This window comes from Xanthomonas sp. CFBP 8151 (genome assembly GCF_011761885.1).
GTDB lineage: Bacteria > Pseudomonadota > Gammaproteobacteria > Xanthomonadales > Xanthomonadaceae > Xanthomonas > Xanthomonas arboricola_B.
The window spans coordinates 130,082-147,784 of sequence record NZ_JAASQZ010000004.1 but is presented as its reverse complement, the minus strand read 5'-3'; the positions used below and the strand labels follow the sequence as shown (position 1 = coordinate 147,784).

Here is a 17,703-nt window from a genome sequence, read left to right as displayed (position 1 = left end):
CAAGCACGCGCTTGCGGTCGAGGCAGACACAATCCGGAAGCGCAGCGATCAATGATCATGCGACGCCCCCGACTTCTCGATATCGGCCTTCACCAGATAGCTCTGCTCCACCACCACTGCATCCCCGGCCGCCAAACCCGACACCACCTGCACCTGCCGTGCATCGCGCGCGCCCAACTTCACCGGCCGCACCTCGTACACATCCCCCACCCGCACGAACACCACCTCCCAGTTGCGAAACTGCTGCAAGGCCCCCACCGGCACCACCATCGCCGCCGGCTGCTGCGCCACCGTCACCCGCGCCTTCACCGCCGAGCCCGGCCGCCACAGACCGTCGTCGTTGCGCAAGACAGCGCGCGCCACCGTGCTCTGACTCGCGGTGGCCGTGCCCGGCAACACGCGCTCCAATGTGGTCTGCGCCACCACGCCATCGCTGATGCGGGTCACCGTCACCGGTGCGCCGGCGGTGATGTGCCCGGCATCGGCACCGAAGATGTGCAGATCCACCCACAGGCGCGACAGGTCGGCAATCTCGAACAACGCCTGGCCTTCGCTGGCGTTGCTGCCCAGGCTGGCGTTGCGGGCGAGCACGGTGCCGCTGATCGGTGCGCTGACCGAATACGTGGTCAGGCTCAGATTGCTCTCCACCGTGGCCAGCACCTGGCCGGCACGCACCTGGTCGCCGACGTTGACGCGCAGGCTGCGCACCGGCCCGGGAAAGCGCGCGGCGGCCTGCGCCTGCGCACCTTCTGCCGGCGTCAGCAGGCCTTGCACTTCGTGCTGGTCGGCGATGCTGCCGGGACCGACCGGCGCGACCCGGATGCCGGCGTCCTGCGCGATCTTCTGCGCGATGGTGGTGCGCCCTTCATAGCTGGGATAGGCCCAGCGATGCGACTTGTCCTGCACGGTGGCGCGCACCTCCACATCGAACGAATGCGGCTCGCCGACCGTGCTGTCGGCCAACAGGCTGCCATCGTCGCGCGCGCGCAACCGATGCACTTCGTTGATGCCACCGAGCCGGGTCAGGCGCACTTCGACACTGCCGGCGCCGGGCGGCAAAGGCTTGCCGTCGCGGTACAGCCAGGCGCGATAGGTCGGCGGCGTGCCGTCTTCGGCAATCGCCAGCTCCACGCTGTCGCCGTCCTGGCGCAGCAGGCGCCCGCCGTGCGCGCCTTTTTCGGCTTCCTCGCCATGGGCGTCGGCTTCACCTTCGGCGCCGGGCGTTGCGTGGTCATGGGCTTCTTCGCTGTTGCCGCTGTTGCCGCCGCAGCCGCTCAGCAGCAGCGCCAGCACAAGCGGCACAATCAAAAAACTTTTCATCGAAATTGGTCCTGGTTGGCGCCGGCGCAGTGCGTCGGGCGAACGAACGAAGAAGATGTGCGCCGGATGCCTTGGGTGCGCGCTAGGCGCGAGCAGCGCTTGGCGACTGCTGGATGCCGACGCAGTTGCAGGCGTCGATACCGATGCCGGCACAACAGATCCAGGCGGACGCAGGCAGGCAGGGCGAAAACGCGCAGCGGAGGTAGCGCTCATGGCCCCACCTGCGTAGCGCTGTCGGCCACGAACGGCTGCCCGGTCAGGCGCTGGATCTCGATCAATGCGGTCTGCGCTTCCAACGCGGCGGCCAGTTGCTGCTGGCGTGCATCGCTGCGCTGTGCCTGCAGTTGCGCCCAATCCAGATAACTGGTGGCACCGGCGCGGTACGCGCGCTCGGCGGCGGCATCGGCACGCGCAAGTGCGGGCAGCACATCGCTGCGCATGCGCGCCACTTCCAGCTGCGCGGCGCGGTAGCGTCCATGCGCGTCGGCCAGCGTGGTGTAGAGCACCAATGCCTGCGATTGACGTTCGATGTCCAGCAACGACAGCTCCGCTTCGGCGGCGCGGATCTCCGGTTGCGCACGCGCGGCGCTGCCCAGCGCCAGCGAGACGCTGCCGAGCAGTGCGGTGGCATCGTTGGCTTCGAGCCGGCGCACGCCCACCTGCCAGTCCAGATCCGGGCGCGCCTGGCTACGTGCCAGCCGCACCCGTGCCTCGCGCACGCGCTGCTCACCGTTCAAGCGCGCCAGTTCGGGGGTGGCATCGAGCAGCTGCGCCAGCACCTCGAACTCGGGAACCGCCGGCAGCTGCAATGGGTCGCCGGTGACATCGCCGAAGTCCGGCGTGCGCCGCCCCCACAGCACCGCCAGCTGGCGACGTGCGGCCAGCAGTTCCTGCTGGGCGCGATCGCGCTCCAGTTCCGCGCGCGCCTGCAGGGCCTGGGCGGTCAGCAGCACCGATTCGGGCGATGCGCCGGCCTGCAGCCGCTGGCGCGCGGCACCGACGGTGCGTTGACGCTGGGCCAGGGCTTCCAGCGCGACCGCATGCCGCTGCGCGGCCATGCCAATGGCCAGATAGCGCCGCGCGACTTCGGCCAGCACGTCCAGGCGCGCCAGCGCACGCTGCGGGGCCAGTGCGTCGATGCGTGCCTGGGCCAGGGTGCGGCGCGCGTCCAGCTTGCCGCCACGCTCCAGCACGCCGGCCAGGGTGACGGTGAGCTCGGCCTGGTCCAGCGCGCGGCTCGAGCCGCTGCCGAATACGTTTTCCAGTTCGGCACCGACGCGCAACGGCGGACGCAGCGCGTCGCGCTCGGCTTCGGCGGTGAGGACCGTGCGCTGGCCATCGGCCAGGCGCAGGTCGGGGTGCTGCCGGGCGACGCGCGCGATGGCGTCGTCCAGGGTCAGCACGGGTTTGGGCGGTGCGTCCTGCGCCATGGCGCACGGCACGACCGCGAAGACGGCAAGTGCCGTCAGTCGCAACCACATGGGGTGTCTCCGGAATCGGGATCGATGGACAGGCCGGCAGCTGCCGGCGATGCATCAGGCCGCGATCGGGGGACGCAATCCGGTCTCGCTCAGCTGCGAGCGGTAGTGTGCGAACACGGCCACGGGCTGGGCCTGCGGGTACGTGGACAACGGCAGCCAGCCCAGCGCCGGCACCACGGCCGGATTCTGGCCGTGGCAGTAGCCGCTGTGCATCAGGGCGTGCATCAGACCGGCCCCATCACGCTCGCCGGCATCGCCTTCGTCGGCGCCGTCATGGCCGTGCGGCGCGGTGTCATCCAGATGCATCCGGTCGTGCGCCAGCGCATGCACATCGCCCAGCGCGCAGGCCACCGGTGCGACCAGCACGCCCATGGCCAGCACCGCCAGCGCCATCAGCCGCAGCAAGGGGTGCAACAGGCGGGCGCGGCGCAGCAGCATGGGCGCAGCGTATCGGCGCCGGGACAGTTACACAATCGCATGCCTGCCGCGCAGCATCGTAGGAGCGGACCTGGCCGCGACGCCGTCCGGTCGGATCGATGGCATCACGCCAAGATGCCGGTTTCTCGCGCACAGCGCGCGGAACGTCGGTCGCCAGCGACCACCTGGATGACCCAAGCCGCGGCCGCGCCAGGGTCGGCACGGCATCGCGGCCGGGTCCGCTCCTACGTGGAGCGGACCGTTGGCCAGCGCCATCAGACGCAACAGGCGGGCGAGACGCAGCAACATCGGCGCATGCGTATCCGGGGGCCGGGCAGTTACACAATCGCATGCACGGCCTGGCACGCAGCGTCGTAGGAGCGGACCTGGCCGCGACGCCGTCCTGGTCAGCTCGATGGCACTCCGCCTACAGCTGGTTGTTCGCAGACAGCGCCCGGGAGGGCGAGAAGCTGCCGACGATTACCTGGAACTGGGATCGAGGCCATGACGGCGCCAGGGTCGGGACGGCGTCGCGGCCGGGTCCGCTCCTACGTGGAGCGGACCGTTGTCCTGGTCAGGGCGCGGCGGCGCTGGGCTTGGACGTTGCCGGGCGCGCCTTGCTCGCGGCGATAAACGCGCGCACCTGCTGCTCCAGCACCGGCAAGGTCACCGAGCCCTGCTTCAGCACCGCGTCGTGGAAGGCCTTGATGTCGAAGCGGTCGCCCAGCTCCTGTTCGGCCTCGGCACGCAGCTTGACGATGCTGATCTCGCCCAGCTTGTAGCTCAGCGCCTGGCCGGGCCAGGAGATGTAGCGGTCCACCTCGGTGGTGACCTCGTGCTCGCTCAGCGCGGTGCGCTCGCGCAGGTAGGCCAGCGCCTGCTCGCGGCTCCAGCCGTCGTGGTGCACGCCGGTGTCGATCACCAGCCGGCAGGCGCGCCACATCTCATAGGTGAGCCGGCCGAATTCCTCGTACGGGGTCTCGTAGATGCCCATCTCCTGGCCGAGCTTCTCGGTGTACAGCGCCCAGCCTTCGCCATAAGCAGAGATGTAGTTTTCGCGGCGGAACGCCGGCTGGTCGCCCTGCTCCAGCGCCAGCGAGCCCTGCAGCGAATGCCCGGGCGAGGACTCGTGCAGGGTCAGCGCCGGCAGGTTGTACAACGGCCGCGACGGCAGGTTGTAGGTGTTGACCCAGTAGGTGGTGGCGCCGCCGCGGCCGGCGGTCCAGAACGGGGCGATATCGTCCGGCACCGGCTTGATGGTGAAGCGCCCGCGCGGCAGCGTGCCGATGAACCTGCCGACCTGCCCGTCCACCCGCTTGGAGATCCACGCGGCGCGATCGAGCAGTTCCTGCGGGGTCTTGGCGTAGAACTGCGGGTCGGTGCGCAGGAAGCTCAGGAACTGCGCGAAGCTGCCCTTGAAACCGACCTGCTGGATGATCGCGTCCATCTGCGCCTGGATGCGCGCCACCTCGTCCAGGCCGATCGTGTGGATCTGCTCCGGGGTCAGGTCCAGCGTGGTGTATTCGCGGATCTGCTGGCGATAGAACGCCTTGCCCTCGGGCAGCGCTTCGGCCGCCAGCGTGGTGCGCGCCTTGGGCATGTACTCGTCGCGGAAAAAGCTCAGCAGCTTGCTGTAGGCCGGCAGCACTGCATTGCTGAGCGCGGCCTTGGCCTGTGCGCGCAACTGCGCCTGTTCGGAGGCGGACATCTGCGCCGGCAGCTGCTTGAACGGCGCGTAGAAGCTGGACGCGGTGGGATCTTTGACATCGGCCACGGTGGCGATGGAAACGTCGCGGCCATCCAGCACCGCGCGCGGCACGCTGAACCCGCGTGCCAGGCCGGCGCGCATGTTGGCGGTCTGCTGGTCGAAGTAGCGCGGCACATCGTTGAGGCGCGCGATGTAGGCGCGGTATTCGGCAGCGGTCTTCATCGGCCGCTGCGCCATGAAGCCGAGATTGGACCAGAACGAGCTGTCCGAATTGAACGGCATCTCGTACAGGCGCAGGCGCACCTCGGCGGCAAGGTTTTCCACCTGCGGGCGGTAGATGGCGTAGTTGACCTGGTTGGCGGGCGAGAGCTGTGTCGGGTCGATGCCGTCGAGCTGCTTGAGCACGCCGTCCCATACCGCCAGGCGCGCCTGCTGCGCGGCCGGGCCGACATCGGGCAGATGGGTATTGTCGCCGGTGGTGTCGCTGTCTTCGTCGGCCTGGCCGGTCTCGGCCTGGCGCCAGCTCCATTCTTTTTCGTAGATGGCGCGGAAGCGCGCATCGGCGGGGCGCTCGGCGGTCAGCGTGGCAGGCGCTACTGGTGCCGGTGCGGCGGCCTGCGCCGAGGTGGCGGCAAGGCTTGCGCCCAGCAGGGCGAGCGAGAGTGCGGCGGCAAGAGGAGATGTCACGTGCGGGCGGCCTGCGTTCGGATCGAACGTTCGATCATGGCAGCCCGGGCGGCAGCTGCCATGGGCCGGAAGTCCCAGCGTGGGGATTGGGGATTGGGGATTGGGGATTGGGGATTGGGGATTGCGGGTTGCAGAGTGAATGCACGCGACCGGACAGGCCGGCCGTTTCAGCCTGCTTTGCGCACCACCACCAGATGCCGCTCGCCGTCCAGGCCGGGCACCTGCAGCGGATGCACCTCGCCCACCGTCCAGCCGGCGGGCAGTGCGGCGATCTCGTCGTGCGGGTAGATGCCCTTCATCGCCAGCAGGCTGCCGCCCGGGCGCAGCAGGTGGCCGCCGACCTCAATGATGCCGGCCAGCGTATCCAGCGCCCGCGCGGTGAGATGGTCGTAGGCGGCCGGCTCGTCCAGCGCCTCGGCGCGCGACTCGGCCACGCGTGCGTTGCCCAGCGCCAGCTGGCGCAGCGCCTCGCGCATGAAGCGGGCCTTCTTGCCGTTGCTTTCCACCAGGGTCACCTGCAGCTGCGGGCGGGTGATCGCCAGCGGGATGCCGGGCAGGCCGGGGCCGGTGCCCAGATCGGCCAGCGTGCCGCTGGCGATGTAGGGCTGCATGGCCAGCGAATCGAGCAGATGGCGGGTGACCATCTCGCGCGGGTCGCGCACGGCGGTGAGGTTGTAGGTCTTGTTCCAACGCACCAGCAGCGTCAGATAGCGCAACAACGGCGCGGCAAAGGCCGCATCCAGGGACTGGGCCTGCAGGCCGTCGGCCAGCGCAGCGGCTACATCGGGGGGAAGTGCGACTTCGTTCATGCCGCGATTATCGCAGCTGGCTGGCGTGCAGGTGCATGCATGCCGCGCATGCTGGCGATGGTGGCGTGGACCACATGGGTACGTGGGCAGGATCATCCGCTGCTGTGGCACACCTTGTCTCGGTGACGCTGCGCGATCCTGATGGGGTGGCGCTGTTCCGTCAGCCGATTTTGCCGCACGCGGCGGCGCGGCCGGAACGTGCCTGAGACGCCGGTCGGGCCGGCCGCGGCAGGAACCCACGGCCGGCATATCCCGCATTCCGGTCCAGGACGCAGCGCCCACCTGCGCTGCAGACAGGCGGTGAATCGATTGCCGCGCCTATTCGGTGGGCAACGGATAGAACGCCAGTGCCGCGCGGCAGTCCGGTGCGGCCCACCATTCGTGCAACTGCCATCGCGCGGCTTGGCCAAGCGCCGGGTCGCACCACTGCAACCGCAATGCGCCATCGGGCGCCACTGCGTAGGCGAGCCGATGCAGGCCAAACGACAGGCCATGCCCATACGCCTTGAGCAGCGCTTCCTTGGCACACCACAGGCGGAAAAACAGCGCCTGCTGCGCGTCCGGCTCCAGGCCGGCCAGCAGCGCGATTTCATCTGCATGGAAAAATCGCTGCGCGATCTCCAGCAAACGCGCGCGCGCGCGGATGCGTTCCAGGTCCACGCCCAGCCGCACGCCCTGCCCCAGGCCGACCAGCAGATAGCCGCCGCTGTGGCTCCAGCCAGTGTCCCGGTCGGGCAAGGCCGGTTGCAGCGAAGGCCGCCCGCGCTCGTCACGCAGCAGCGGGACCCGGGACGGTTCCAGCGCCAGGGCCTGGCCCAACAGTTCACGCGCCTGTGGTTCGCCGCGCTCGCCGGGCCGGTGCGGACGCAGCCACAGTTGCACCGGACCGATCTGCCAGCTTGCGTGCGCTGTCACGCCACGTGCACCAAGCAGAACAGCCACCCGCGCATGTGATCGCGCTCGACAGTCACTTCACGCCCATCTGCGTTGAATGGCGCCCATGCACTACTTCCGGTGCAATCGCATGAGGAGTTCGGCACCATGGGCATCATCATCTGGTTGATCGTCGGCGGCATCGTGGGGTGGCTGGCCAGCATCATCATGCGTCGCGATGCGCAGCAAGGCATCATCCTGAATATTGTGGTGGGCATCGTCGGCGCGCTGATCGCCGGGTTCCTGTTCGGTGGCGGGATCAATCAGGCCATCACGTTGTGGACCTTCGTGTGGTCGTTGGTGGGCGCGGTGATCCTGCTGGCGATCGTCAATCTGTTTACGCGTGGACGCGTGCGCTAACGTTGCGTACAACGCTGGACCATCCAACGCCCGGGCTCGCCCGGGCGTTGTCGTTTCAGCCATCGGCCGGAGCACGATCGGATGGATGGTGCACCCCGTCTTCCACCGGCACGGCGATATTCAACGCGTAGGGATTGACGCCTTCCAGGCAACCGACGTTGTAGCCGTACTGGTTGGGATTGGAACGCCGCCGATGATGCGTGTAGATACCGCACACGCCGCAGAAGTAATGCGCCGCCGCGTGCGTGTTGAACTGATACAGCCGCAGCACGTCTTCGCCCTGCAGCACGTGCAGGCCATCCAGCGTCACCGAGGCGACGATGGCGCCGCGGCGGCGGCACATCGAGCAGTCGCAACGGCGTGGATCGAGCAGGCCGTGCGGCAGATCCAGATCGATCTGCACCGCGCCGCAGTGGCAACTCAGCCGATGCACCGGCCCCAGGGTGACATCACCGATCTTGTGCGTGCTACGCCGCAGGTGCCGCTCGCTCATGCGCCCGCCTCGGCCAGGCGTACCCAGGCCGGCGCATGGTCGCTGGGACGCTCCCAGGTGCGCGGTTCGCGATCGATGCCCGACTCCACCGCGCGTGCGCGCAAGGCTTCCGAGACCAGGGTGAGATCGATGCGTAGGCCCAGATTGCGACGGAATCCGGCCTGGCGGTAATCCCACCAGCTGAACTGCTCGGCGGCGTCGTGATGCAGCCGGAACGCATCATACAGGCCCAGCGCCAGCAGTTGTTCCAATGCGGCGCGCTCGGCGGTGGAGGTGAGGATGTGGTGCTCGTTCCACACCGCCGGATCGTGCACATCGCGCGCATCCGGGGCGATGTTGAAGTCGCCCAGCAGCACCAGCTGCGGGTACTTGTGCAGTTCCTGCGCCAGCCAGTCGTGCACCGCCGCCAGCCAGCGCAGCTTGTAGGCGTACTTGTCGGTGCCCACGTCCTGGCCGTTGACCACATACAGGTTGACGATGCGCACGCCATCGACGGTGGCGGCGATCACGCGCTGCTGCACGTCGTCGAAGCCGGGGATGCCCATCTGCACGTCCAGCGCCGGCGAGCGCGACAGGATCGCCACGCCGTTGTAGGTCTTCTGCCCGCAGAACACGCTGCGATAGCCGGCAGCGGCCAGCGCCGCATCCGGAAACTTGTGATCCTCCAGCTTGGTTTCCTGGATACCGACCACGTCGGGCGCGAATGTGCCCAGCCACTGTTGCAGGTGCGGCAGGCGCACATTGAGCGAGTTGACGTTCCAGGAGGCAATCTTCATGGCGTGGCGCGGACCGTGGTTCAAACCGCCAATGGTACCGTGGCCCCGCCAGTCAGTCCGGCACGCCCATCCGGCCATGACGCCCGGGGCGTTCCATCATGGCCGCGGTCTGACCACCCGGTCCTGATTGCGCTACTGCTGCGTGGATCGCGTGGGTCGACGTTGGCGCACAAACGCTCTTCACACGGCACGACGTCGCGGTTGGCCACGGCGTGCCTCGATCATGACGGCCAACATGCAAAACGCCGGCACGAGGCCGGCGTTTGCGTATCACTTGACCGCTTGTCCTCAGTGGCCGGATGCACCGGTGGCACCCAGGCCGGTTTCGGCACGGATCTGCTGCGCCTTGAATGCGGCACGTTCGTTGGCGGCCTGCGGGCTGCGATCCAGGATCGAGAACAGCCAGATGCCGACAAAACCGATCGTCATCGAGAACAGCGCCGGCGAGGTGTACGGGAATGGCGCCGAGCCGGCTGCATTGCCCAGCGTGTCCACCCACACCGACGGCGACAGCACCGTCAGCACCAGCGAGGAGATCAGACCCAGGAAGCCGCCGACCACCGCACCACGGGTGGTGCAGTTCTTCCACAGCAGGGACAGGATCAGCACCGGGAAATTGGCCGAGGCCGCGATGGCGAATGCCAGCGACACCATGAAGGCCACGTTCTGCTTCTCGAACACGATGCCCAGCAGCACCGCGATCACGCCCAGCACCAGAGTGGTAGCACGCGAGACCTTCAGCTCCGAACCCGGCGCCGGATTGCCCTTCTTGATCACCGTGGCGTACAGGTCGTGCGACACCGCCGAGGCGCCGGACAGGGTCAGGCCTGCGACCACCGCCAGGATGGTGGCGAAGGCCACCGCCGAGATGAAGCCCATGAACACGTTGCCGCCCACTGCATTGCCGACCAGCACCGCCGCCATGTTGGCCGCGCCCTTGCCGCCATGGATGGTGCCGGTGGCGACATCGGCAAACTGCGGGTTGGTCAGCACCAGTGCGATCGCACCGAAGCCGATGATGAAGATCAGGATGTAGAAATAGCCGATCCAGGTGGTGGCCCACAGCACCGACTTGCGCGCCTGCTTGGCATTGGGAACGGTGAAAAAGCGCATCAGGATATGCGGCAGGCCGGCGGTGCCGAACATCAGCGCCATGCCGAACGAGATCGCCGAGATCGGATCTTTCACGAAACCGCCCGGCCCCATGATCGACAGGCCAGCCTTGGCTGCGTCCTCGGGCGATGCACCGCCATTGGCCGCGATCGCGGTCTTCACCCGTACGCCCTCGGCAAACAGCGCCTCGAAGCTGAAGTTGAAGTGCCACATGATCGCCACCGCCATGAAGGTCACGCCGGTCAGCAGCAGCACCGCCTTGATGATCTGCACCCATGTCGTGGCGGTCATGCCGCCAAACAGCACATAGACCATCATCAGCACGCCGACCAGGGTCACCGCCACCCAGTAGTCCAGGCCGAACAACAGCTTGATCAAGGCGCCGGCACCGACCATCTGCGCGATCAGATAGAACAGCACCACCACCAGCGTGCCCGATGCGGCAAAGCTGCGGATGGCGGTCGGCGCGAAGCGGTAGCCGGCCACGTCGGCGAAGGTGTACTTGCCGAGGTTGCGCAGCCGTTCGGCCATCAGGAAGGTCAGGATCGGCCAGCCGACCAGAAAGCCGATCGCATAGATCAGGCCGTCGTAGCCATTGGCCATCACCGCTGCGGTGATGCCCAGAAACGAGGCGGCGGACATGTAATCGCCGGCGATCGCCAGGCCGTTCTGGAAGCCGGTGATGCCGCCGCCGGCGGTGTAGAAGTCCGACGCCGAGCGGGTCTTGCTGGCCGCCCACTTGGTGATCCACAAGGTGCCCAACACGAAGAAGGCGAACATGCCGATCGCCACCCAGTTGGTGGGCTGCTTGTCGACCTGGCCGAGGTCGCCACCGGCTGCCAGCGCGATGCCGGCCGGCATCAGGCCGGCCAGAATCAGGAGAAGGCGCGAATACTTGCTCATTTGCGGGCGTCCTCGAGGATCTGCGCGGTCAGCTGGTCGTAGGTGTTGTTGGCGCGACGCACGTAGATGGCGGTGATGGCGATGGTGAAGACCATCACCCCGATCGCGATCGGGATGCCGATTGAGGTCACGCCGTTGCCGATCGGTCTGGCCAGGAAGGCCTTGTCGAAGGCGATCAGGCCGATGTAGCCGTAATAGGCCAGCAACATCAGCACGGTGAGGGTCCAGCCCAGCGTATTGCGCTGGCGCTTGAGTGCGTGGTACTTCGGATTGGCATCGATCTTGGCGATCAATGCGTCATTCGAGACGGTCATTGTCTGTCTCCTGGTAGAGCGCGGGTAAAACGACGGTGGCCTCGCCCGTCCCACCGCAGTGGAACAAGCCGCCTGTGGCAAAAACTAGAAGCTGTACTTGGTGGTGAATTGCATGCGCGAGATGTCGCCGCTGTCGCCATTTTCGGCTTCGCGACGGCCGTACATCAGCTCCGCACCCACATCGACCTTGGGCAACGGCGAATAGAACACGTTGGCGCGGATGCTCTGCTGGGATTTGCTCGCAAGCGCGCCGGTATTGGCGATGTCGTGGTCGTAGTTCACGCGCGAATACATGATCGTACTGCGCAGCTTGGCGTTGTAGTCGTGGCGCCAGGCCACCCAGCCGGCGATCGTGCTGACGGTCTGGATGTTGCCGTCCATGTCGATCTCCACATCCGAGCCGTTGCCCAGGCCCAGGTAGCGCCCCAGGCCCTCGCCGTAGCTGAGCTGGTAACGCAGATCGTTGTTGGAATTGATGATCCAGCGGCCGCCGCCGGCAATCGCGCCGCCGAAGTCGGTGTCGTTGGTCAGCGCGCTACGCGTGCGGTACTGCCGCGCGATCGCCGACAGGCCGAACGTGCCCCAGGTGCCCTTCCAGTTGTAGCGCGCGGTCAGGTCCGGCATCGCGCCATGGTCGGAGGCCAGGATGGTGTTGCCGCCCTGGTAGGGCGTGGTCAGCGTCTCGGGGTTTTCCGCCGACACGCTGAAGGCGCCGCGGGTATAGCGGATCTGGGCCTGACGGCTGAACAGCGCGCCGTCGGTCGGCCCGACGATATCGGCCGCCTCGGGCAGGATCGTGGCATCGATGAAGTTGGACCAGGTCTGGCCGGCCAGCCAGTTGTTCCAGCTCATGTAGGCGTGTCGCAAGGTGCCGCCATACAGATTGTTGACCTGGCTGGCCAGCGCGTTGCCGAAGAAATCCAGTTCGATGAAGCCGGTGAGCTTGTCGCCGTTTTCGGTGACCGTGTCCACGCCCAGGTTGAAGCGCGAGAACTTGGCGTGGAAGTCGGTGTCGGTGCTCGAGGCCTGGCCACCGACCGGCGTCTGGGTCGGGATGTACAGGTACCGGCCCACCGCGCCCTCGGGCAATGCGCCGTCGGAGGTGCGGGTGGTCAGGAAATCGGCCTTGATGAAACCACCGTAACGGAACGTCGTCCCCGCCGCCGCGTTCGGTGTGATGCTGGTTATCTGGATCGGCCGCTTGCCTGCCGGCACCGCAGGCGCGGCAGGTGCCTGCGCCTGCACGGCACGCACCTCGGTCACCTGGGTCTGCGTCTGGGCGATCTGGCCTTGCTGCTGTTGCTGCGCGGACACCAGCAGCTGCACCTGACGCTCGAGCTCGGCAATGCGCGTTTCCAGCGCCTTTTCCTTGGCGGTCTGCGCGAACGCCACGCCCGGCAGGAGACTGGCCACAAACAAGGCAGCCGCCAACGGATGGCGCACCAACGGTGCAGTACGGTGTGTCATGGACCCCTCTCCCCGATATGGCCTCGCACTTGATGGCGATGCTGTGCGGAGCGTGAGGCAGTGGGCGCTTTGGAGCCTATTCGCCTTTGGTCGTAGCTGCAACGCAGCATTCCACAAGGTGACAGATCGTCGCATCAGGACCGGCAACGGATTGCGGAGCATCGGCGGTGACGGTTAAGACCAAGGTCTAAGGCCCGGTTGAACACCGGGACAGAATGGATACGGCACACTGATTGTCTACCGAGGGCGGCTGTCGCGCCCTCTTCCGACAAGCTCATCGCAAGTGAGGGTGCCATGGCTGATGTTTATCCCGTCGATTCCGCGTTCGCCGCCGATGCGCGCGTTACGCGCGAGCAGTACGCAACGCTGTACCGCGAATCGATCGAACACCCCGAGCAATTCTGGGGCAAGGCCGCACAGCGGCTGGAATGGTTCAAGCAACCCACCCAGGTGAAGGACGTCAGCTATGCGCTGGACGATTTCCATATCCGCTGGTTCGGCGATGGCGAGCTCAATGCCAGCGTCAATTGCCTGGACCGCCAGCTGGCCACGCGCGGCGACAAGACCGCACTGTTGTTCGAACCCGACAGCCCGGACGCGCAGTCCTACCCGGTCACCTATCGCGAGCTGTACGAGCGCGTCTGCAAGCTCGGCAATGCGCTGCGCAATCTCGGCGTCAAGAAGGGCGACCGGGTCACCATCTATCTGCCGATGATCGTCGATGCCGCCGTGGCCATGCTCGCCTGCGCGCGCATCGGTGCGGTGCACTCGGTGGTGTTCGGCGGGTTTGCCGCCAACTCGATCGCCGACCGTGTGATCGATTGCCAGAGCAAGCTGATCATCACCGCCGACGAAGGCCTGCGCGGCGGCAAGAAGATTCCGCTCAAGGCCAATGTCGATGCGGCGCTGAAACTGCCCGGCACCAACACCGTGGAAACGGTACTCGTTGTGCGTCACACCGGTGGTGCGGTCGAGATGCAGGCACCGCGTGATCGCTGGTTCCACGATGTGGTCGACGGCCAGCCGGCCGAGTGCGAGCCCGAGCGCATGAACGCGGAAGATCCGTTGTTCATCCTCTACACCTCCGGCTCCACCGGCAAGCCCAAGGGCGTGCTGCACACCACCGCCGGCTACCTGCTGTTTGCCAGCTACACGCACGAAGTGGTGTTCGACCTGCGCGAGGACGACATCTATTGGTGCACCGCCGATGTAGGCTGGGTCACCGGCCACAGCTACATCGTCTACGGCCCGCTCGCCAACGGCGCCACCGCAGTGATGTTCGAAGGCGTGCCCAATTACCCGACCGTGTCGCGCTTCTGGGAAGTGATCGACAAGCACAAGGTCAGCATCTTCTACACCGCGCCTACCGCGATCCGCGCACTGATGCGCGACGGCGAGGAGCCGGTCAAGAAGACCTCGCGCAAGAGCCTGCGCCTGCTCGGCAGTGTCGGCGAGCCGATCAATCCGGAAGCCTGGCGCTGGTACTACGAGGTGGTCGGCGACAGTCGCTGCCCGATCGTGGACACCTGGTGGCAGACCGAAACCGGCGGCATCCTGATCTCGCCGCTGGCCGGCGCGGTCGATCTCAAGCCGGGTTCGGCCACCCTGCCGTTCTTCGGCGTGCAGCCGGCGCTGGTGGATGCCGAAGGCAAGATCCTGGAAGGCGCCACCGAAGGCAACCTGGTGCTGCTGGATTCGTGGCCGGGCCAGATGCGCTCGGTCTATGGCGACCATCAGCGCTTCATCGACACCTACTTCCGCACTTATCCGGGCAGCTACTTCACCGGCGACGGCTGCCGCCGCGATGCCGATGGCTATTACTGGATCACCGGCCGCGTGGACGATGTGATCAACGTGTCCGGCCACCGCATCGGCACCGCCGAAGTGGAAAGCGCGCTGGTCTCGCATCCGAAGGTCGCCGAAGCGGCCGTGGTCGGCTTCCCGCACGACGTCAAGGGCCAGGGCATCTATGCCTATGTCACCCTGATCGCCGGCGAAACCCCGAGCGAGGAACTGCACAAGGAACTGGTGAGCTGGGTGCGCAAGGAGATCGGCCCGATCGCCTCACCCGATCACCTGCAATGGGCACCGGGCCTGCCCAAGACCCGCTCGGGCAAGATCATGCGCCGCATCCTGCGCAAGATCGCTGAAAACGCACCCGATCAACTCGGCGACACCTCGACCCTGGCCGATCCGTCGGTGGTGGATTCGTTGGTGAGCGAACGGTTGGCGCGCTGACGCGCGTCGGGAATGGGGAATCGGGAGTGGGGAATGGTTAGAGCCGTTCCCTGAGGAGCGGGGAGTAAATGTTCGGATTGGGGACTCATAAAAGCGGTCCCCGGCCCACTCCTCTCCACTGCAGATCTTGATTTTCAACCCCGTCACACTGACGTCGCCGTTACCTCGCCGTCGCCGTCTTGCTGTTGCTTGCCTTGCTGCCTTCGCTGTTGCCTTTGCGATTCCCGATTCCCCACTCCCAATTCCCGATTCCCGGCCCCTCAATGACCACCCTGCTGATCGCCGATGACCATCCCCTGTTCCGTGAGGCCTTGCGCGGGGCTGTGCAGCGCGTGATGCCGGGGGTGCAGTTGTTCGAGGCCGACACGGTGGATGCGCTGTATACCCTGGCCGATGCGCAACCGGATGCCGATCTGTTGTTGATGGACCTCAACATGCCGGGCGCGCAGGGATTCAGCGCGCTGGTGCACATGCGTTCGCTGCATCCGCAGCTGCCGGTGGTGGTGGTGTCGGCACGCGAAGAGCCGACGGTGATGCGGCGTGCAATCGACCATGGCGCGTTCGGGTTCATTCCCAAGTCCGCCGATTCGGACACCATCGGCCGTGCCCTGGCCACGGTGCTCGATGGCGAGCGCTGGATCCCCGCCGAAGCGCAGAACCTGCCGCCGACCGACAGCGAAGAACGCGAAGTGGGCCAGCGCCTGCGCGATCTTACTCCGCAACAGTTCCGCGTGCTGCAGATGCTCGGCGCCGGGCGTCTCAACAAGCAGATCGCCTACGACCTGGGCGTCTCCGAGGCCACCATCAAGGCGCATGTCACCGCGATCCTGCGCAAGCTCGGCGTCACCAACCGCACCCAGGCGGTGCTGATGGCCGGCAAGCTCGCCATCGATGCCGACGGCATCGTGCTGCCGCCGCCTGAAGAAGACTGAGCGCGTTCGTCGGCCGGCCTGCGAAAACGAAGGCCGATCGCCGCAGCGAAGCGTCGCGTGGGGTCACCACCACAGACGGCAATCAGCGCAACGGCTGGCCCGTGCAGACCTTCGACGCGCTTTGCGGCGAGGGCACATGCCACACCGCGTTTTCGTTTGCGTCCTCGCCTTCATAGATCGCATAGCGCCCATTGTCCTGGCGATGCATGGTGGGGCTGAAGGTGACGAAATCGGTGCGGCCGTCGGGGCCGATGAAATGCATGTCGCCTCCGCACACGATATTGGAATTGGTTTCCTGCCCCAGGGCAGCGCAGGTGACCTGCGAGGTCTCCGCGCGCACCACGCGACTGACGCGTGGCCGGACCAGCCCGCGATCGGCGGCCTCGCAGAAGTAATCGGCAAGCACCGTGCGCATCTCACGCTGCGACGGCATCCAGGACGGGCAGCTGCTGTACGCATCGGCGGTGCAGCTTGAGACCACGGCGGCGGGCTGGCTGCGATCGGCCGCAGCAGCGAGGCTGTCTTGCGGTGGCAGCAACAGGCAGGCGGCGACAGCCAGCAGGGAAACGTAGGAAGGCATCGGAGCGTGGGATTGGAGTGCGCAGGGCGTGCGACTGTACGCCATGGGTGGTTGATACCGTGCATGCCCGCGCTGCGGCATCGGCAGGTGCGTGGCATGCTGTGCGCCTGCGGCGCGTCGGTGCGTGCCGGTGCCAGGGGATCCATGCAGCCACTCTCTTTTCCGCGCGGCCCGCTCTGGCTGCTCCTTGCGCTGGCCGCGCTCGGCTGCGGCAGTGCGCAGGCCAATGACAGCAGCTTCGGCGATGACAACGGCACCATCCGGCTGTTGCATCAGCCCGATATCAGCATGGACAAGGAAGCGCTGCTGCTCAGCGAGGAGCGCGTGCAGGTGGACTACGTGTTCACCAACCACAGCGCGCGCGTGTTGAGCGTGCCGATCGCCTTCCCGATGCCGCCGATGTATTTCGGCATGGCCGATCACAGCGAACTGACCGAGTTCAACCTGTGGGTGGACGGCAAGCCGGTAACCACCACGCGCAAGCTGGTGGTGCTGCTGGACGATGGCAGCGACATCTCCAAGGCCTTCGCCGCAACCGGCTGGAGCGCCGACGATATCGCCGCGTTCGCCGAATCGGGCAACGTGCCGACCGGGCGCACGCCGTTGCCGGCGCGCTGGATCGACCGGGACCAGCAACCGCGCTTCACGCTCAGCGAGTACTTCGTCTGGCAACAGGTCTTCCCCGCACGCGGCAGCGTGCAGATCCGGCATGCCTACGCGCCCAGCCTGTCCACCGGCGTGCCGCAGAGCAGCGCGTTCCTGCTGGAATCATATGCAAAACACACCTGCATCGAACCGGCCACCAAGGCCAGCATGCAGCGGCGCGAGGGTGCGCACGGCCTGGGCTGGGCCAACCTGCGCTATGTGCTGACCACCGGCAAGAACTGGAACGGCCCGATCAAGGACTTCCAGCTGACCATCCGCAAGCAGAACGCCAGCGACATCCTCAGCCTGTGCTTCGACGGCGAGCTGAAGAAGATCGATCCGCTGACCTTCCAGTTCAGGCAGGCCGACTTCGTGCCGATGCGCGATCTGGAGCTGCTGTTCGTGCGCGGCGTCGAATGACCGGCGGCCAACACCCGCTGGCCGAACGCGCGTCGGCATGCTGCCAGCATGTTGAAGCTGCGCTGCAGATCAGCGCTGATGGATCGTGCACCGCTTGTGCTCGCCTG

At 66.7% G+C, this 17,703-nt stretch carries 16 protein-coding genes; 4 read left to right on the top strand and 12 right to left on the bottom strand.

Annotated features, from left to right (window positions below; all coding sequences use genetic code 11):
* Positions 1–48: 48 nt before the first annotated feature.
* The 6 genes from FHT08_RS17415 to FHT08_RS17390 form a co-directional block, all read right to left on the bottom strand.
* The gene (locus FHT08_RS17415) at positions 49–1,320 is read right to left on the bottom strand and encodes an efflux RND transporter periplasmic adaptor subunit (protein WP_166776036.1); all 1,272 of its coding nucleotides are present in this window, start codon (positions 1,318–1,320) and stop codon (positions 49–51) included.
* A gap of 209 nt (positions 1,321–1,529) precedes the next feature.
* Complete coding sequence (locus tag FHT08_RS17410; protein WP_166776034.1) at positions 1,530–2,801, bottom strand: TolC family protein; 1,272 nt, start codon at positions 2,799–2,801, stop codon at positions 1,530–1,532.
* A 54-nt stretch (positions 2,802–2,855) separates the two neighbouring features.
* The gene (locus FHT08_RS17405; RefSeq protein WP_104607213.1) at positions 2,856–3,239 is read right to left on the bottom strand and encodes a hypothetical protein; all 384 of its coding nucleotides are present in this window, start codon (positions 3,237–3,239) and stop codon (positions 2,856–2,858) included.
* Positions 3,240–3,792: 553 nt separating this feature from the next.
* Positions 3,793–5,613, bottom strand: a complete 1,821-nt coding sequence (locus tag FHT08_RS17400) for a DUF885 family protein (protein ID WP_104607218.1) — start codon at positions 5,611–5,613, stop codon at positions 3,793–3,795.
* A gap of 167 nt (positions 5,614–5,780) precedes the next feature.
* Positions 5,781–6,422 (bottom strand): 16S rRNA (guanine(527)-N(7))-methyltransferase RsmG, encoded by a 642-nt coding sequence (gene rsmG, locus FHT08_RS17395; protein ID WP_166776033.1) that lies wholly within the window; start codon positions 6,420–6,422, stop codon positions 5,781–5,783.
* Between the two features lie 318 nt (positions 6,423–6,740).
* The gene (locus tag FHT08_RS17390) at positions 6,741–7,337 is read right to left on the bottom strand and encodes a 4'-phosphopantetheinyl transferase superfamily protein (RefSeq protein ID WP_166776031.1); all 597 of its coding nucleotides are present in this window, start codon (positions 7,335–7,337) and stop codon (positions 6,741–6,743) included.
* A 126-nt stretch (positions 7,338–7,463) separates the two neighbouring features.
* Here FHT08_RS17390 and FHT08_RS17385 point away from each other — a divergent pair, with 126 nt between their 5' ends.
* A complete protein-coding gene (locus FHT08_RS17385; protein WP_016901812.1) occupies positions 7,464–7,715 on the top strand; it encodes a GlsB/YeaQ/YmgE family stress response membrane protein in 252 nt (83 codons plus the stop codon).
* A gap of 55 nt (positions 7,716–7,770) precedes the next feature.
* Here FHT08_RS17385 and FHT08_RS17380 read toward each other — a convergent pair whose 3' ends face one another.
* The 5 genes from FHT08_RS17380 to FHT08_RS17360 form a co-directional block, all read right to left on the bottom strand.
* Positions 7,771–8,208: a GFA family protein gene (locus tag FHT08_RS17380; protein ID WP_104537612.1), complete on the bottom strand. Its 438-nt coding sequence runs from the start codon at positions 8,206–8,208 to the stop codon at positions 7,771–7,773.
* A complete protein-coding gene (gene xth / locus FHT08_RS17375; RefSeq protein WP_104607221.1) occupies positions 8,205–8,984 on the bottom strand; it encodes an exodeoxyribonuclease III in 780 nt (259 codons plus the stop codon). Before xth ends, FHT08_RS17380 begins: the two co-directional genes overlap by 4 nt.
* A 288-nt stretch (positions 8,985–9,272) precedes the next feature.
* Positions 9,273–11,000 carry a cation acetate symporter gene (locus FHT08_RS17370; RefSeq protein WP_104537610.1) on the bottom strand — a complete coding sequence of 576 codons (1,728 nt, stop codon included), beginning with the start codon at positions 10,998–11,000 and terminating at the stop codon, positions 9,273–9,275.
* The gene (locus tag FHT08_RS17365) at positions 10,997–11,314 is read right to left on the bottom strand and encodes a DUF485 domain-containing protein (protein ID WP_104537609.1); all 318 of its coding nucleotides are present in this window, start codon (positions 11,312–11,314) and stop codon (positions 10,997–10,999) included. The genes FHT08_RS17370 and FHT08_RS17365 overlap by 4 nt, the downstream gene beginning before the upstream one ends.
* Positions 11,315–11,398: 84 nt before the next feature.
* Positions 11,399–12,781: a DcaP family trimeric outer membrane transporter gene (locus FHT08_RS17360; protein WP_166776029.1), complete on the bottom strand. Its 1,383-nt coding sequence runs from the start codon at positions 12,779–12,781 to the stop codon at positions 11,399–11,401.
* A 294-nt stretch (positions 12,782–13,075) separates the two neighbouring features.
* On the opposite strand from FHT08_RS17360, the gene acs reads away from it, so the two are divergent.
* Entirely contained in the window at positions 13,076–15,019 is a 1,944-nt protein-coding gene (gene acs / locus FHT08_RS17355; protein ID WP_166776028.1) for an acetate--CoA ligase, read from the top strand.
* Between the two features lie 263 nt (positions 15,020–15,282).
* Complete coding sequence (locus FHT08_RS17350; RefSeq protein ID WP_016901792.1) at positions 15,283–15,951, top strand: response regulator transcription factor; 669 nt, start codon at positions 15,283–15,285, stop codon at positions 15,949–15,951.
* A gap of 82 nt (positions 15,952–16,033) precedes the next feature.
* On the opposite strand, the gene FHT08_RS17345 is transcribed toward FHT08_RS17350, so the two are convergent.
* Positions 16,034–16,531 (bottom strand): hypothetical protein, encoded by a 498-nt coding sequence (locus FHT08_RS17345; RefSeq protein ID WP_166776027.1) that lies wholly within the window; start codon positions 16,529–16,531, stop codon positions 16,034–16,036.
* 144 nt (positions 16,532–16,675) lie between these two features.
* On the opposite strand from FHT08_RS17345, the gene FHT08_RS17340 reads away from it, so the two are divergent.
* A complete protein-coding gene (locus FHT08_RS17340; protein ID WP_166776026.1) occupies positions 16,676–17,596 on the top strand; it encodes a DUF4424 family protein in 921 nt (306 codons plus the stop codon).
* The last annotated feature ends 107 nt before the right edge of the window (positions 17,597–17,703 follow it).

Coding starts and splice junctions, on each gene's coding strand:
- FHT08_RS17415 (WP_166776036.1), bottom strand. CDS start 1,320: ATGAAAAGTTTTTTGATTGTGCCGCTTGTGCTGGCGCTGCTGCTGAGC.
- FHT08_RS17410 (WP_166776034.1), bottom strand. CDS start 2,801: ATGTGGTTGCGACTGACGGCACTTGCCGTCTTCGCGGTCGTGCCGTGC.
- FHT08_RS17405 (WP_104607213.1), bottom strand. CDS start 3,239: ATGCTGCTGCGCCGCGCCCGCCTGTTGCACCCCTTGCTGCGGCTGATG.
- rsmG (WP_166776033.1), bottom strand. CDS start 6,422: ATGAACGAAGTCGCACTTCCCCCCGATGTAGCCGCTGCGCTGGCCGAC.
- FHT08_RS17385 (WP_016901812.1), top strand. CDS start 7,464: ATGGGCATCATCATCTGGTTGATCGTCGGCGGCATCGTGGGGTGGCTG.
- FHT08_RS17380 (WP_104537612.1), bottom strand. CDS start 8,208: ATGAGCGAGCGGCACCTGCGGCGTAGCACGCACAAGATCGGTGATGTC.
- xth (WP_104607221.1), bottom strand. CDS start 8,984: ATGAAGATTGCCTCCTGGAACGTCAACTCGCTCAATGTGCGCCTGCCG.
- FHT08_RS17370 (WP_104537610.1), bottom strand. CDS start 11,000: ATGAGCAAGTATTCGCGCCTTCTCCTGATTCTGGCCGGCCTGATGCCG.
- FHT08_RS17365 (WP_104537609.1), bottom strand. CDS start 11,314: ATGACCGTCTCGAATGACGCATTGATCGCCAAGATCGATGCCAATCCG.
- FHT08_RS17360 (WP_166776029.1), bottom strand. CDS start 12,781: ATGACACACCGTACTGCACCGTTGGTGCGCCATCCGTTGGCGGCTGCC.
- acs (WP_166776028.1), top strand. CDS start 13,076: ATGGCTGATGTTTATCCCGTCGATTCCGCGTTCGCCGCCGATGCGCGC.
- FHT08_RS17350 (WP_016901792.1), top strand. CDS start 15,283: ATGACCACCCTGCTGATCGCCGATGACCATCCCCTGTTCCGTGAGGCC.
- FHT08_RS17345 (WP_166776027.1), bottom strand. CDS start 16,531: ATGCCTTCCTACGTTTCCCTGCTGGCTGTCGCCGCCTGCCTGTTGCTG.
- FHT08_RS17340 (WP_166776026.1), top strand. CDS start 16,676: ATGCAGCCACTCTCTTTTCCGCGCGGCCCGCTCTGGCTGCTCCTTGCG.